Below are 13360 nucleotides of genomic sequence, written 5' to 3' on the forward strand. Positions count from 1 at the left end.
CCCGTACTGCGTGTACTGGTCACCGGTCATCATCGGCTCCCGATGTTGCCGGAGCCGCTGTGCTGCGCCCTGCCGATGCTCCCGGCCCCGTACTGCGTGTACTGGTCACCGGTCATCATCGGCTCCCGATGTTGCCGGAGCCGCTGTGCTGCGCCCTGCCGATGCTCCCGGCCCCGTACTGCTCGATGTGGTCCCCCATGACGGCGTGCCGCACGTTGTAGACCACCTGTGCGGTGTCCGGGCGGCCGATCGCCTTGGTGATCTCCACGACGAGGGCCTGGATCTCGCTGCGCTCCGTGGACCACACCGCGTCGCGCTGGGTGCCGGAGGTGTTGAGGACCAGACCGTACAGGGGCGGTTTGCCGATCACCGTGACGAGCTGCCAGATCAGCAGACCCAGCACGACGAGCAGCAGGATCACCCCGAGCTCACCGGCGGCGGCGGCCACGATGCCGCCGATGATGAGGGCGCCGAGGGCACGGGCGATGAACTTTCTCCAGGCCGCACCCTTGTCGACCTCCAGAATCCGCTGTCCGACGTGGGAGATGTTGCGCAGCGGATAAGCCTCACCGTCGACCCACAGCACGCCTTCCTGCACCCGGACTTCGACGGTTGATTGACTACGCGCCATATCTCGCCCCCCTTGCATGGTTTTTGGTGTTCTCGGCACGCAGTGTAGGACGAGCTCGATCGCCCACGTAGAGATCGGACAACTTCAACTTAATCGGTGATCAATTACCAATTCCGCTTGACTGGGAGATCTGTTTTATGCGGCGGGGGCTCGCGACCCGGCTTCCCGACAATCCCGGCAGAGGCCCGGACCGGCTGCGCGGAAGCCGCGTTCGCATCCGTCGCAGGTCTGGATCGGGTCGGGGCGGCGGACCGGCCGCGCCGGGGCCGGGGCGGGGGCCGGGGGCAGGGGCGGCGGCACCAGCGCGGTGAGGCGGTACGCGAGGACGGCGGCGGGGCTGCGCAGGGGCTCGGGGAGGTTCCCGGCCAGTACCTGCGCGACGGCATGGGGGTCTGCCCCGCGCTCCAGCCAGACCGATACGCCGGGCGCGAGCCGCCGCACGTCCCGCTCGGCCAGCAGCAGCCGCGGATCCAGCCGCCGCAGCCCGACGAGCAGCGCCACCGCGCCGGGGTGCAGGTTCCGCGCCACGGGCTCCGGCCCGGGTTCGGGCGCGGGTTCGGGCGCGGGTTCGGCATCTGCGCCCGCGTCCGGCGGCGGCATCGGACCCGGCACCGGCACCGGCTCCGACTCCGGCCCCGGCCCGGGCCCCGGCCCCGGCACCAGTCGGGGTCCCCGGTCCGGCACGGGCGGAGGAGGAGGCGGAGGCGGAGGAGGAGTCGTCGTCGGCGACGGCGCATCCGGGGTGACGGCCCCCGGCATGTTGCACGAGAACGTCCGGGTCACCATCCGCCCGCTCTCCAGCCGCTCGCGCCGTCGCTCCAGGTAGCCGTGCCTCTCCAGCTCCCGCAGGGCGGAACCGATCCGGATCTCGCCCTCCGGGAACCGCCCGGCGAGCGCCTTGATGCCGACCGGGGCGCCGTCGGGCAGCGACTGGATGTACGCCGCGATCCCGATCGCCGTCGCCGACAGGTCGCGGTGCTGGAGGAGGTGGTTGCCGACCACGGTGTAGTGACTCGTGTGCCGCGTGTTGACGTGGATGACACCGGATCGGGCGGTACCGGGCTGAACTCGGGACGCGGCGCGGGAGGGCGCGCTAAGGTGCTGAAGAGCCATCGGGAAGGTTTCGGCTTCCTAGTTGGTCAGGCCCCCGCCGGGATTCGCTGTCCTGCCGGGGGCCGTCTCATGTCTGCGGTTGTCGGGGCGAGCATATGCCCGCCAACCCGCCCCAAATCCAGCCGAGTTGGCACGATTCACCCGACCGAGCGACGCGGGGCCGGTTTAGTTGGGTTGGTTGGTCATTTCCCCCGGTTCTTTGGCTCTTTACGCGTCTAAGCCCGCCGGGTCGCGGCGCCCCGCGACCCGGCGACGAGCGACACCTCCGCCCACACCACCTTGCACGGAACCGGCCCTTCCCTGACACCCCAACGTTCCGCGAGCGCCTCGACCAGAACGAGCCCGCGCCCCGCCTCGCGGATCTCCGGGATCCGGTCACCCCGGGTGTCCGTCACCTCGATGAGCAGTGTGTCGGGACTGACGGTGAGAGCCAGCCGGAAGTCCCGCCCGGAGACCCGGCCGTGGGTCACCGCGTTGGCGGCGAGCTCGGCCACGATCTGCGCCGGATCGCACAACGGAAGCCCCCAACCACGCAGTTGTTCGACCGCGAGCAGACGGGCGAGCCGGGCCCCGCGCGGGGTGGCGGAAAGCTGGACGTGAAAGTCGACGAGTTGAGGAATCACGTCACTCAGCGTGTCCGTCCGTGCGTACCGTGAGAAGGGACGCCGCCCGTACGTCCGCCGTTTGTCCGGAGCTTGTCCGGTGCTGTCCTGGCTGTCCGGACCGAGTGACGGGCACACAGCGTTGAGGAATTTCGGTGCGTCGGAGGGTGAGTGCGCATGAGCGTCGACAGTGACGGTACGGAAGAGCCCGGCTGGGACGTCGACCCGGAGGACGAACAGGGCGTGGCGGTCTTGGCCGCGCTCGGCCGCCAACTCAAGGCCTGGCGGGAAGCCGCCCGCATGCGGCCCGCCGACTTCGGAACGGCCATCGGCTACGGGGAGGACCTGGTCCGCAAGGTCGAGGCGGGCAAGAGGATTCCCCGGCCCGAGTACCTGGACAGGGCGGACGAAGTCCTGCGCGCAAGCGGCAAGATCGCCTCCATGAAGGCGGACATGGAGCAGGTCCGCTACCCGAAGAAGGTGCGGGATCTCGCAAAGATAGAGGCCAAGGCAGTCGAGATCGGCGTGTACAGCACACACGCCGTACACGGCCTGCTGCAGACACCGGACCATGCGCGCGCCCTCTTCGTGATGCGTCAGCCCGCTTATTCACAGGATGAGGTGGAGCGATACACGGCCGCACGGATGGCCCGCCGGGTCATCTTCGACCGGGAGCCCGCCTGCGCCATCAGCTTCGTCCATGAAGCATCAGCACTGAGCCGTCCCATCGGAGGCACAATGGTGTGGCGCCGTCAGCTCGAACGGCTCTTGGAGGTAGGCGCGTTGCGGAACGTCTCCCTCCAGGTCATGCCGAATACCTGCGAGGCTCACGCCGGTATGGACGGTGGTATCGAGATCCTCAAGTTCGGGGACGGCACGGGCGTGGGACGCTCCGAAGGAGCGTTCAACGGGCGTCTGGTGTCCGACCCGAAGCACTTCCGGATCCTTGACCTGCGCTATGGCATCATCCGGGCTGAGGCTCTCACGCCACGGGAGTCGCGAGAGTTCATCAAGGGACTGCTGGGAGAGACATGATCAACAATCCCAAGCTCAACTGGTTCAAGAGCAGCTATAGCAGCGGCAGCGAAGGCGACTCCTGCGTCGAGGTGGCCGCCACCCCCACCGCCGTCCTGGTCCGGGACTCCAAGGACACTCATCTCCCCCACCTCACCATCGGCCCGCACGCATGGGCCGGGTTCGTGGCCCACGCGTCCGGCGTCTGACGACGAACGTCGAACGGCGACCGTCAGGCGCGCGTGCAGACGTGCACCGACTCGCTGTTGTGGCCGTCGTTGTGGACGATCCGCAGGACGTTGTTCTTGTAGGTCACGTTCAGCTGCTGGCCGTCGACCATGCCGTGCGACCCCGGCGGCTGCCAGGGCAGGGCGAGTGAGACGGTGTCCTCGACCGTCGCCGGGACGGTGAGGGCCTCGCCGCCGCTCAGCTTCTTGAGCTCCTTGCCGCCCTCGAACACCTGGTAGCTCAGGTGGCCGCCGCGCAGCATCCACTGTCCGTCCCACGTGACCGAGGTGCCGTCGGCGTCCCAGACGATGGTGAAGCCGCCGTTACCCCCGGGCGGGGCCGTCACGGTGGCCGTGCCGCGGACCGTCTTGTTGCCGGGCGTGGTCGACTCCAGCTTCCAGGTGCCGCCGATGAACGCGTCGAAGGCGCGGGCGATCGGACCCGAGGAGGCCGGCGCCACGGTCGGGGTCGGAGCGCCGGACGAACCGCCCCCGCCCTCGGAGGCGGTCACGGACGGGGCGCCCTTGCCCTTGCCTCCGCACGCCGCGACCAGCGAGGCGCCGACCCCGATCGCCAGGTACCGGAGCGCGTTCCGCCGCCCGATCATCTGCGTGGCCATACGTATTTCTCGTACCGTCACCGGTCCTCCATGCAAGGCGAGTTGATCATCCTGGGTGACTATAGGGCGACGCTGTCGACCGGTTGCGGAACCGCGTGATCACCTTTCACGTCTGCATAACATGGACATGACCATCGGATTCCAGCCATGTCCGGCAGCCAACTCCCCAGGGGATACATGTCGTTCGACGCTGAATGGGCTCAGCACAAGGCCAGCGCACTCGCCGGGCAGTCGCAGACACCCGCCATGCGGCTCAACCAGGTGGCACCCGAGGCGGGCGGCGGCAGCAGCGCCGCCGGCAGCCTGCTCGCCGGGGCCGGGTCCATCAACGGCAACGCCAACCTCCTCATCGAGATCGCCGCGCTGTTGCACGAGGGCCGCCCCGACGGCGACGCGAGCACCATGGCCCGCGCGCCCCGCGCGCACGAGGACGTCTCGAAGGAAGCCCTCCGCTTCGCCCGCTTCGCCGACGACCAGTTCAAGGACACGATCAGCCTGTTCGCCGCCCTCGCCACCCGCCTGAAGACCACCGGCACCAGCTTCGCCCGGGTGGACGACGCCACCGGCCGCGCCTTCCTCGACCGGGTCCTCGAGTCGGGCCGGTACGTGAAGCCGGAGTCCAAGTGAGCGGGTTGAGCCATCGCAAGGACGTCGAGTTCCTGGAGGAGTGCAACCCGGCCCTCGTCGAGCGAAACGCCGCCGAGTTCCGCCGGCTCCGTGACCTCCTCGTCCAGGTCGAGGAGCCCGCCCGGCGGGCGGAGACCCGTACGCAGTGGCAGAGCGACGGCAGCCACACGTACACCTCGCGCCTCGCCGAGGCCCGCCAGTTGGTGACCCACATGGCCGAGGCCTACGACAAGGCGGCCAGTGCCCTGCACGCCTACGCGCCCTGGGCACCGCCAAGACCCACTACGGCAACGGCAAGCGCTCCGAGCGGGCCCTTGCCGCACTGATCGGCACCAAGGGCACCGCGATCACCCGCGCGGCGCAGGAGGCGGAGCCGATGCGCCAGTGGGAGGACATGCGGGCAACGACCGGACTCCTCGACGGTCTCGCCGAGCTCACGATGGACGTGGACGACATCCGGGACGAGGCGAACCGGCTCCACGACGACGCGGGCGGGAACTTCCGGCTGGCGAAGACCGCCGAGCAGGAAGCCCGGAGCACCTGCGTGCACGCGCTGAAGCAGGCGTACGAGCTGCTCCCCGAGTTCACCGTGAAGGGCGGCGGCGGGGTCGACGTGTACGCGGCGATGGCGGACATCCGCCGCGAGGCGGCGGAGGCCCGCACCAACCCCCTGACCCACCTGCCGGGCAGCGGCCCGAAGCGCGAGATGACCGGGCCGGTCGGCCCGGACACCCCGGTCTCCCCGCAGCTCCGCGACATCCGGATGCGGGTGGCGGGGCTGCCGGAAGCCGCTGACAACTACTGGATCCCTCTCGTCACGGACGGCATGCACGCGGATTGGATCTCCCAGAACAAGGAGCTCATCCGGGCGGCGGCCAAGCACGCGGGGCTGCCGGAAGAGCTCGTCGCCGGCGTGGCCTGGCAGGAGATCGGAGGCTGGCAGCCCGGGTTCGTGGACGACGTGACCGGAACACTGCGTGAACAGGCCGCCGCGCCATGGGGTCTGAGCCCGGTCTCCCCGGAGAACCTTCCGTGGCGGCTCGGCGGAAAGCTGGACGAGACCTCGTACGGGCCGATCGCCATTCAGCTCCGGCGCGGTGCCGAAGTGCTCGGCTACGATCCGGCGCACCTCACCGACCACCAGCGGACCCTGGTGGAAGAGGCGCTCCAGGACCCCCAGCAGAATGCGTTCATAGCCGCCGGCTTCCTGGCCCAGATCAAGGCGGAGAGCGGTCTCGCCGGCGTCCCGGCCGATCAGATGACGGAGGCCCAGATGCGCGAGATCGCCGCCAGGTACAACGGAGGACCGTACTGGGACCTCCCCAAGGCCCAGGGATACGGTGACCGGTTCGTCGGGAACCTGGGGCAAGCGAAGGATGCGATGCGATGACAGACCTGCGTCGGGCCACGGGCCTGCGTCGGGCCACGGGCCTGCGTCGGGCCACGGGCCTGCGTCGGCCCGCCCCGCCGGTCGTCCTGGGGGTGATCACGTGGGCTGGTACCGCGACGCCCGGCTGAGACTGCCCCGCGAGAACGTCGACCTGCCCGAGGACCGGGGATGTCTGCGGTGGGTGCTGGGTGTTCCGCTCGCGGTCATCCACCTCCTCAACGCCGGTGCCGTGGCCGCGGCCGTGTTCGCCGGCCCCCGGGCCGACTGGGACCACCAGGGGTACGAGAACGTCGGCGCGATGTGCTTCGTCTCCGTGTCCCTGAGCGTGCTGGGCCTGCTCATCACCCTCATCCCGAGCGTGCGCCGGACCATGGGCCCGTGGTGGTTGGCCCCGCCGCTCGTCCTCGGGCTGATCGCCGTCATCCGCGGGGAGACCCTGGGGTAGATGCGCCGCAGCCCCCCGCCCGGACGGGGGCGGGGGGCTGCGGCGGGTGCGGGGCGGCTCAGGCGGCCACGGGGACCGGGTCCGCCTTCGTGGCCGGGGCCGCCGGGGCGGGCTCGTCCAGCGGGGAGGCCGAGGCGGAGGCGTAGGCCTCCTTGTCCAGGATCCCCTCGCGGGCGGAGACGATGACCGGGACCAGGGCCTGGCCGGCCACGTTGGTGGCGGTGCGGATCATGTCCAGGATCGGGTCGATCGCCATCAGCAGGCCGACGCCCGCGAGCGGCAGGCCCAGCGTGGACAGGGTCAGCGTCAGCATGACCGTGGCGCCGGTCAGACCGGCCGTCGCCGCAGAGCCGATGACCGAGACGAAGACGATGAGCAGGTACTCCTTGATGCCCAGCTGCACGTCGAAGATCTGCGCGATGAAGATCGCGGCGAGCGCCGGGTAGATCGCGGCGCAGCCGTCCATCTTCGTGGTGGCGCCGAACGGGACGGCGAAGGAGGCGTACTCCTTCGGGACGCCGAGGCGCTCGGTGACCTTCTGGGTGACCGGCATGGTGCCGACCGAGGAGCGGGAGACGAAGGCGAGCTGGATGGCCGGCCAGGCGCCCTTGAAGAACTGCAGGGGGCTGACCTTGGCGACCGTGGCGAGCAGCAGCGGGTACACGCCGAACATCACCAGGGCGCAGCCGATGTAGATGTCGGCGGTGAAGGTCGCGTACTTGCCGATGAGATCCCAGCCGTACGTGGCGATCGCGGTGCCGATCAGGCCGACGGTGCCGATGGGGGCGAGGCGGATGACCCACCACAGGGCCTTCTGGAGCAGTTCGAGCACGGACTCGGCGAGGTCGAGGACCGGCTTCGCCTTGCCGCCGAGCTGGAGCGCGGCGATACCGGCCACGACGGCCAGGAAGACGATCTGAAGGACCTTCAGCTCGGTGAACGGCGTGACGATGTCCGTCGGCACGATCCCGGTCAGGAAGTCGATCCAGGAGCCGGTCTTCTTCGGCTCCTTGCCGTCGGCCGCGGTGAGGCCGGTGCCCGCGCCCGGGTCGGTCAGCAGGCCGATGGCGATGCCTATGCCGACCGCGATCAGCGAAGTGATCATGAACCAGAGCAGGGTGCGCGAGGCGAGCCGCGCGGCGTTGTTGACCTTCCGCAGGTTGGTGATGGACACCAGGATCGCGAAGAAGACGAGCGGGGCGATGGCCAGCTTCAGCAGCTGGACGAAGATGTCGCCGGTCTTCTCGAGGGTGGTGCCGAGCCAACTGACGTCCTGGCTGCGGGCGATCCAGCCGAGCAGGACGCCCAGGACCAGACCGGCGATGATCTGGGCCCAGAACGGGAACTTGAACGAGGCCTTGGCGGGAGCCTGGGCCTGGGGCGACGCGGACACGGACACGCTCCTGGAATGACGCACGAAGACAGGGGGACTGCGGGGAAGGGGGTGGTGCGGTGCGGCGGCAGCCAGAAGACGGCCGGCCGGGACCGCTGCTGTATCGATTCAGCGCACGAGGCGGATCAACAGCAACAGGCCGCGGTCGCGCGGCGGCAGAGGTCGACGTCCAGGCGCGCCACGAGCGGGACGCTCACGGTCGTCGGGTGCGCAGCTGTGGTCAACATGTTGAACACGCTAACACTTCCCCTTTGAGAATCTCAAAGGGGTTCTTTGAGACGGGGAAACACGACCGCCCCGGCGCTGCGGGCGGTTGACCCGGCGCCGGGGCGGTCCGTGTGTGAGGAAGCCGACGTGGGGGCGGTGCGGCCCCGGTGCCCCTACGAGTTCACGCGCACGGCGTCGTCGGCCGCGTCCTCCTGGCTGCGGTTCGCGGCGAGCTTCTGCTTCGCGCCCGCGACCCGGCCGGAGATCTGCGCGGACATTTCGTCGCGCTGCTTGCGCAGCAGCACGAAGGACAGCGGTGCGGACAGGACGAGCGCCAGCAGCACGACCCAGGCGAAGTTGGCGTCCCCGAGCCCGGCGGGCACCCAGCCGAGGCGGACCAGGACGGCGACGAGGACGAGGCATCCGACGAAGATGCCCAGACGCATCGCGGTGTAGCGGATCGTCGCGCTCGGCTTGAGGGACACGGTGACCCCTTCTTTCTGGTCTTCGTACGGCGGCACGTGCCCGTCCAGTGAAGCACGCCGGTCCCCCGCCCCCGTCCCCTGGGGTCGTCGCCCGGGCGGCTCCGCGGCGCCTCAGTACAGCGGCAACAGCATCGTGATGTCGTCGCGGTCGTCCCCGGGGGCGACGCGGATGGCGTCGGGGACGCGCCCGACCTCCTTGTAGCCGCAGGCCTCGTAGAAGCGCTCCAGGCCCATGCCGCCGCGGCAGCCGAGGCGGATCGCCTCGATGCCCTCGAGGGAGCGGGCCGCCCCGGCCACCGCGTCCATCAGGTCGCGGCCGTACCCCTTGCCCTGGTGGCGCGGGTGGACCATGACCGTGTACGCCCACACCCAGTGCAGCTGGAGCCGGTGCGTGTTGCGGGTCAGGAACGCGGCCGCGGCGACCTCGCCCGCCCCGTCGTGCCCGACGAGGAGCCGGCTGCCCCCGTCGGCGACGGCGGCGAGCTGCTTGATGAGCGCCGGGCGGATGTCGTCGGCGGTGACCGGGGGGACGAAGCCCACGGCGCCGCCGGCGTTGGAGACGTCGGCCCACAGCGACAGGACGCCCTCGCGCAGGGCGGGATCGATGACCGGATCCACAGTGAAAGTAAGGGTCACGAATGAAGATTATCCATTACCTTCGCCGCCGGCAACGAAGAAACCCCGGTCCGCACCGCGGACCGGGGCTCCCACTCGCCTGGACGTCAGACGCGCATCGCCTGCGGCGTCTCGCGCAGCCCGGCGTCCGGGCCGGGGTACTCGCGGATGATCTCGTAGCGCGTGTTGCGCTCGACCGGGCGGAAGCCCGCCTCGCGGATCAGCTCGAGCAGGTCCTCGCGGCCCAGCTTGTTCGGGGTGCCGTAGTTGTCCGCGTCATGCGTGATCTTGTACTCGACGACCGAGCCGTCCATGTCGTCCGCGCCGTGCTGCAGCGCGAGCTGGGCGGTCTGCACACCGTGCATCACCCAGAACACCTTGACGTGCGGCACGTTGTCGAAGAGCAGGCGGGAGACCGCGAAGGTCTTCAGGGCCTCGGCGCCCGTCGCCATCGTCGTGCGCGCCTGGAGCTTGTTGCGGACCTTGCCGTCCTGCATGTCCACGAAGTCGTGCTGGTAGCGCAGCGGGATGAAGACCTGGAAGCCGCCGGTCTCGTCCTGGAGCTCGCGCAGCCGCAGCACGTGGTCCACGCGGTGGCGCGGCTCCTCGATGTGCCCGTACAGCATCGTCGACGGGGTCTTCAGGCCCTTCGCGTGCGCCAGCCGGTGGATGCGCGACCAGTCCTCCCAGTGGGTGCGGTGGTCGACGATGTGCTGGCGGACCTCCCAGTCGAAGATCTCCGCGCCGCCGCCGGTGAGCGACTCCAGGCCGGCCTCGATCAGCTCGTCCAGGATGTCCGAGGCGGACATGCCGGAGATGGTCTCGAAGTGGTGGATCTCCGTCGCCGTGAACGCCTTCAGCGAGACGTTCGGCAGCGCCTTCTTCAGCTCGGACAGCGAGCGCGGGTAGTAGCGCCACGGCAGGTTCGGGTGCAGGCCGTTGACGATGTGCAGCTCGGTGAGGTTGTCGTTCTCCATGGCCTTGGCCAGGCGCACGGCCTCCTCGATGCGCATCGTGTACGCGTCCTTCTCGCCCGGCTTGCGCTGGAACGAGCAGTACGCGCACGAGGCGGTGCACACGTTCGTCATGTTGAGGTGGCGGTTGACGTTGAAGTGGACGACGTCACCGTTCTTGCGCGTGCGCACCTCGTGGGCGAGGCCCCCGAGCCAGGCCAGGTCGTCCGACTCGTAGAGGGCGATGCCGTCCTCACGGGTCAGCCGCTCGCCGGAGCGGACCTTCTCCTCCAGCTCGCGCTTGAGCCCAGCGTCCATCAGGCGGTCGCCTCCTCTAGATGCCTGTCCTGCAACCCGACCCCACCGTACTCTCAGCTCTCTTCGGGCAGTTCCCCGACCCGGTTCTCCCACTTCGTGGAGAGCACGATGGTCGTGCGCGTGCGGGAGACGCCCTTGGTGCCGGAGAGCTTGCGGATGATCTTCTCCAGGCCGTCCACGTCGTTGGCGCGCACCTTCAGCATGAAGGAGTCGTCACCCGCGATGAACCAGCAGTCCTCGATCTCCGCGAGGTCGCGCAGGCGCCGGGCCACGTCCTCGTGGTCCGCGGCGTCGGAGAGGGAGATGCCGATCAGCGCGGTCACGCCGAGGCCGAGCGAGGCCGCGTCCACGGTGGCGCGGTAGCCGGTGATGACACCTGCCGACTCCAGCCGGTTGATGCGGTCGGTGACGCTGGGGCCGGAGAGGCCCACGAGACGGCCCAGCTCCGCGTACGAGGCACGACCGTTCTCGCGAAGTGCCTGGATGAGCTGCCTGTCCACCGTGTCCATTACGTGGAGCCTTCCATTATTCGGCGATCCTGCAAGTCTAGGTATAGAATCTAAGGCACACAGGGTCAACGCCCTGTGAATCTTTCAACAGATCAATGACGATCTTCAGGAGTGGTTCACCGTGTACACGATCGAGATGGCCTACGCGCACATGCGACAGCTTCAGGAGCTGGCCAACCGATCCCGCACCGACCAGCCGTCCGCCGCGCACCGCGTCGACAAGACCCGCAGGCCGCGCACCGCCAAGAAGCGCTAGTCACCGGGGCGGGCGCCACCGAGCTCCCCCTCCCAACGGCGGTACAGCCGGTGCGGCACCCCTGCCGCGTCGAGCACCCGCCCCGCGACGAAATCCACCAGATCCTGGATGTGCGTCGCACCCGCGTAGAACGCCGGAGAGGCGGGCAGCACGACCGCGCCCGCCTCGTCCAGCGTCACCAGGTGCTTCAGCGTCTGCCCGTTCAGCGGGGTCTCCCGCACCGCGACCACCAGTCGGCGCCGCTCCTTGAGCGTCACGCTCGCGACGCGCTGGAGCAGGTCCTTCGACAGCCCGAGCGCCACCCCCGCCACGCAGGCCGTGGACGCCGGCACGATCAGCATCCCCTTGACGGGGTACGAGCCCGAGCTCGGGCCGGCCGCCAGGTCCCCGGCAGCCCAGTAGCGGACGTCGGCCAGTTCCGGACGGGCGAAGGAGGCGGGCTTGCCGTCCGCGCCGCGCTCCAGCCACTCCGCCAGGTCCTGCCGCCAGTGCGCGTCGCGGAAGGCGATCCCGGTCTCGTCCAGCAGGGTCAGCCGCGAGGCCCGGCTCACCACCAGGTCGACGCTCTCCCCCGCCGCGAGCAGCCCGCGGAGCACCGCCGCCGCGTACGGCGTCCCGGAGGCACCGGAAACCCCCACCACCCACGGGGTGCGCTTGCGCTCAGTCATACCTCCGAGACTATCCGGCCACCGTGCGCGGGCACTCGCTAAGGTGGCCGCACGTTCCAGAGGGTGGGACGGCACGGGGGGGAAGATGGACACGACCACGAGACCGGCGACCGACGGGGCCTGGACGCAGGGCGACCGGGCGAAGGCCGCCGCCCAGCTGATGCTGGGCTGGGTGGCCCTGCTGTGGGTGATCGAGGCGGTCGATTTCGCCACCGGGCACGCGCTGGACTGGTACGGGATCCTGCCGCGCGACGCCGACGGCCTCGGCGGCATCCTCACCGCCCCGTTCCTGCACTTCGGCTTCGGGCACGTGGCGGCCAACAGCGTCCCGCTGCTGGTCTTCGGCTTCGTCGCGGCCCTCAGCGGGATACGCCACTTCCTCGCGGTCAGCGCGCTGATCATCCTGGCCGACGGGATCGGCATCTGGCTGATCGCGCCCCCGAACACGATGACCGCGGGCGCCTCGGGCCTGATCTTCGGCCTCTTCGGCTACCTCGTGGTCCGCGGCTTCGTCGAACGGCGGGCCCTCGGCATCGCGGTGGGCGTGGTGATCGCCGCGATCTGGGGCGGCTCCTTCTTCCTCGGCATCCTGCCCACGAACACAGAGGTCAGCTGGCAGGGCCACCTCTGCGGGCTCGCGGCGGGCGTGGTGACGGCCCTGTACTTCCGCCGCCCGGCACCCCGTCCACCGGCTCTGCTCAGCTGACGGCCGAGGGGTCGACGGGCAGGACGGACGTGTCCAGGGAGAGCTTCCCGATGCCGCTCTCCACGACGACCGTCCCCCCGTACGGAATCACGTCCCGGCCCCGGTAGCCGTCCGGCCCCGGGTTCCACAGGGTCGTGCACTGGGCCTTGTACGGGTCGAAGATCAGGTAGTTCGGGATCCCGTGGCGGGCGTAGGCGCGATCCTTGACCTCGTAGTCGTTGTGGACGGTGCTCGGGGAGACGACCTCGATGGCGAGCTCGATCAGGTCCGGCGGGTAGGCGCCGAGGTTCTTGTCGGCCTCCGCCTTCGGAATCACGGCCAGATCGGGACAGAATTCGTTGTCTCCGTCGAAGGGGATCGCGACGTCGCTGAGGAAGCCCCACTCGCCCTGCAGCTGAGGCTTCAGCGCACTCCACAGCTCCCATATGGTCGCGTTGTGGTGTGGCTTCAGGGGACTCATCACGATGGCGCCCTCGACCATCTCCATCCGGTAGCCCGGGAACATGTCCTCGAACCGGCTGAGCTGCGAGTGCAGGCGGTCGCTCTCCGAGACGGTCACGTCGGCCTCCCTGTCCATGCAC

Annotated in this window: 19 protein-coding genes; 8 read left to right on the forward strand and 11 right to left on the reverse strand. The window is 69.7% G+C overall.

Annotated elements, in window-relative coordinates:
- Positions 1-115 precede the first annotated feature (115 nt).
- The 3 genes from AB0D44_RS20435 to AB0D44_RS20445 all read right to left on the reverse strand — a co-directional run bounded on the left by AB0D44_RS20435 (position 116) and on the right by AB0D44_RS20445 (position 2367).
- Positions 116-631 (reverse strand): DUF6232 family protein, encoded by a 516-nt coding sequence (locus AB0D44_RS20435; RefSeq protein WP_362592731.1) that lies wholly within the window; start codon positions 629-631, stop codon positions 116-118.
- 135 nt (positions 632-766) lie between these two features.
- On the reverse strand, positions 767-1744 hold the full coding sequence (locus AB0D44_RS20440; RefSeq protein ID WP_362592734.1) for a helix-turn-helix domain-containing protein: 978 nt from the start codon (positions 1742-1744) through the stop codon (positions 767-769).
- 215 nt (positions 1745-1959) lie between these two features.
- Entirely contained in the window at positions 1960-2367 is a 408-nt protein-coding gene (locus tag AB0D44_RS20445; RefSeq protein ID WP_362592737.1) for an ATP-binding protein, read from the reverse strand.
- Positions 2368-2523: 156 nt separating this feature from the next.
- On the opposite strand from AB0D44_RS20445, the gene AB0D44_RS20450 reads away from it, so the two are divergent.
- The gene (locus AB0D44_RS20450; protein WP_362592740.1) at positions 2524-3381 is read left to right on the forward strand and encodes a helix-turn-helix transcriptional regulator; all 858 of its coding nucleotides are present in this window, start codon (positions 2524-2526) and stop codon (positions 3379-3381) included.
- Positions 3378-3569, forward strand: a complete 192-nt coding sequence (locus AB0D44_RS20455) for a DUF397 domain-containing protein (RefSeq protein ID WP_362592742.1) — start codon at positions 3378-3380, stop codon at positions 3567-3569. The genes AB0D44_RS20450 and AB0D44_RS20455 overlap by 4 nt, the downstream gene beginning before the upstream one ends.
- A 23-nt stretch (positions 3570-3592) precedes the next feature.
- Here the strand turns inward: AB0D44_RS20455 and AB0D44_RS20460 are convergent, their stop codons facing one another.
- Complete coding sequence (locus AB0D44_RS20460) at positions 3593-4207, reverse strand: hypothetical protein (RefSeq protein ID WP_362592745.1); 615 nt, start codon at positions 4205-4207, stop codon at positions 3593-3595.
- 177 nt (positions 4208-4384) lie between these two features.
- Between AB0D44_RS20460 and AB0D44_RS20465 the strand changes: the two genes are divergently transcribed.
- The 4 genes from AB0D44_RS20465 (at position 4385) to AB0D44_RS20480 (ending at position 6669) form a co-directional block, all read left to right on the forward strand.
- Positions 4385-4834, forward strand: a complete 450-nt coding sequence (locus tag AB0D44_RS20465) for a hypothetical protein (RefSeq protein WP_362592748.1) — start codon at positions 4385-4387, stop codon at positions 4832-4834.
- The gene (locus AB0D44_RS20470) at positions 4831-5160 is read left to right on the forward strand and encodes a hypothetical protein (protein WP_362592751.1); all 330 of its coding nucleotides are present in this window, start codon (positions 4831-4833) and stop codon (positions 5158-5160) included. The genes AB0D44_RS20465 and AB0D44_RS20470 overlap by 4 nt, the downstream gene beginning before the upstream one ends.
- A 50-nt stretch (positions 5161-5210) precedes the next feature.
- Positions 5211-6224 (forward strand): hypothetical protein, encoded by a 1014-nt coding sequence (locus tag AB0D44_RS20475; protein WP_362592753.1) that lies wholly within the window; start codon positions 5211-5213, stop codon positions 6222-6224.
- A gap of 100 nt (positions 6225-6324) precedes the next feature.
- A complete protein-coding gene (locus AB0D44_RS20480; protein WP_362592756.1) occupies positions 6325-6669 on the forward strand; it encodes a hypothetical protein in 345 nt (114 codons plus the stop codon).
- Positions 6670-6727: 58 nt separating this feature from the next.
- On the opposite strand, the gene AB0D44_RS20485 is transcribed toward AB0D44_RS20480, so the two are convergent.
- From AB0D44_RS20485 to AB0D44_RS20505, 5 genes are all read right to left on the reverse strand, one after another.
- Positions 6728-8068 carry a dicarboxylate/amino acid:cation symporter gene (locus tag AB0D44_RS20485; RefSeq protein ID WP_362592759.1) on the reverse strand — a complete coding sequence of 447 codons (1341 nt, stop codon included), beginning with the start codon at positions 8066-8068 and terminating at the stop codon, positions 6728-6730.
- 374 nt (positions 8069-8442) lie between these two features.
- Positions 8443-8754, reverse strand: a complete 312-nt coding sequence (locus AB0D44_RS20490; protein WP_362592761.1) for a DUF4229 domain-containing protein — start codon at positions 8752-8754, stop codon at positions 8443-8445.
- Positions 8755-8865: 111 nt separating this feature from the next.
- Entirely contained in the window at positions 8866-9390 is a 525-nt protein-coding gene (locus AB0D44_RS20495) for a GNAT family N-acetyltransferase (RefSeq protein WP_362592764.1), read from the reverse strand.
- Between the two features lie 86 nt (positions 9391-9476).
- Complete coding sequence (gene mqnE / locus AB0D44_RS20500) at positions 9477-10640, reverse strand: aminofutalosine synthase MqnE (protein WP_362592767.1); 1164 nt, start codon at positions 10638-10640, stop codon at positions 9477-9479.
- 53 nt (positions 10641-10693) lie between these two features.
- Positions 10694-11149 carry an Lrp/AsnC family transcriptional regulator gene (locus AB0D44_RS20505; RefSeq protein ID WP_362592770.1) on the reverse strand — a complete coding sequence of 152 codons (456 nt, stop codon included), beginning with the start codon at positions 11147-11149 and terminating at the stop codon, positions 10694-10696.
- Positions 11150-11270: 121 nt separating this feature from the next.
- On the opposite strand from AB0D44_RS20505, the gene AB0D44_RS20510 reads away from it, so the two are divergent.
- The gene (locus AB0D44_RS20510) at positions 11271-11405 is read left to right on the forward strand and encodes a hypothetical protein (RefSeq protein ID WP_362592773.1); all 135 of its coding nucleotides are present in this window, start codon (positions 11271-11273) and stop codon (positions 11403-11405) included.
- Here AB0D44_RS20510 and AB0D44_RS20515 read toward each other — a convergent pair.
- Positions 11402-12073: a UbiX family flavin prenyltransferase gene (locus tag AB0D44_RS20515; protein ID WP_362592776.1), complete on the reverse strand. Its 672-nt coding sequence runs from the start codon at positions 12071-12073 to the stop codon at positions 11402-11404. The two genes, AB0D44_RS20510 and AB0D44_RS20515, sit on opposite strands and share 4 nt — an antisense overlap.
- A gap of 85 nt (positions 12074-12158) precedes the next feature.
- Here AB0D44_RS20515 and AB0D44_RS20520 point away from each other — a divergent pair, with 85 nt between their 5' ends.
- Positions 12159-12779, forward strand: a complete 621-nt coding sequence (locus AB0D44_RS20520; protein ID WP_362592779.1) for a rhomboid family intramembrane serine protease — start codon at positions 12159-12161, stop codon at positions 12777-12779.
- Here AB0D44_RS20520 and AB0D44_RS20525 read toward each other — a convergent pair.
- Complete coding sequence (locus tag AB0D44_RS20525; protein WP_362592781.1) at positions 12772-13356, reverse strand: Uma2 family endonuclease; 585 nt, start codon at positions 13354-13356, stop codon at positions 12772-12774. The genes AB0D44_RS20520 and AB0D44_RS20525 overlap by 8 nt on opposite strands.
- Positions 13357-13360: the final 4 nt, after the last annotated feature.

Origin of the sequence: Streptomyces sp. NPDC048349 (genome assembly GCF_040651925.1) — a bacterium.
Classification (GTDB): Bacteria; Actinomycetota; Actinomycetes; order Streptomycetales; family Streptomycetaceae; genus Streptomyces.

Coding starts and splice junctions, on each gene's coding strand:
- AB0D44_RS20435 (WP_362592731.1), bottom strand. CDS start 631: ATGGCGCGTAGTCAATCAACCGTCGAAGTCCGGGTGCAGGAAGGCGTG.
- AB0D44_RS20440 (WP_362592734.1), bottom strand. CDS start 1,744: ATGGCTCTTCAGCACCTTAGCGCGCCCTCCCGCGCCGCGTCCCGAGTT.
- AB0D44_RS20450 (WP_362592740.1), top strand. CDS start 2,524: ATGAGCGTCGACAGTGACGGTACGGAAGAGCCCGGCTGGGACGTCGAC.
- AB0D44_RS20455 (WP_362592742.1), top strand. CDS start 3,378: ATGATCAACAATCCCAAGCTCAACTGGTTCAAGAGCAGCTATAGCAGC.
- AB0D44_RS20460 (WP_362592745.1), bottom strand. CDS start 4,207: ATGGCCACGCAGATGATCGGGCGGCGGAACGCGCTCCGGTACCTGGCG.
- AB0D44_RS20465 (WP_362592748.1), top strand. CDS start 4,385: ATGTCGTTCGACGCTGAATGGGCTCAGCACAAGGCCAGCGCACTCGCC.
- AB0D44_RS20475 (WP_362592753.1), top strand. CDS start 5,211: ATGCGCCAGTGGGAGGACATGCGGGCAACGACCGGACTCCTCGACGGT.
- mqnE (WP_362592767.1), bottom strand. CDS start 10,640: ATGGACGCTGGGCTCAAGCGCGAGCTGGAGGAGAAGGTCCGCTCCGGC.
- AB0D44_RS20505 (WP_362592770.1), bottom strand. CDS start 11,149: ATGGACACGGTGGACAGGCAGCTCATCCAGGCACTTCGCGAGAACGGT.
- AB0D44_RS20515 (WP_362592776.1), bottom strand. CDS start 12,073: ATGACTGAGCGCAAGCGCACCCCGTGGGTGGTGGGGGTTTCCGGTGCC.
- AB0D44_RS20520 (WP_362592779.1), top strand. CDS start 12,159: ATGGACACGACCACGAGACCGGCGACCGACGGGGCCTGGACGCAGGGC.
- AB0D44_RS20525 (WP_362592781.1), bottom strand. CDS start 13,356: ATGGACAGGGAGGCCGACGTGACCGTCTCGGAGAGCGACCGCCTGCAC.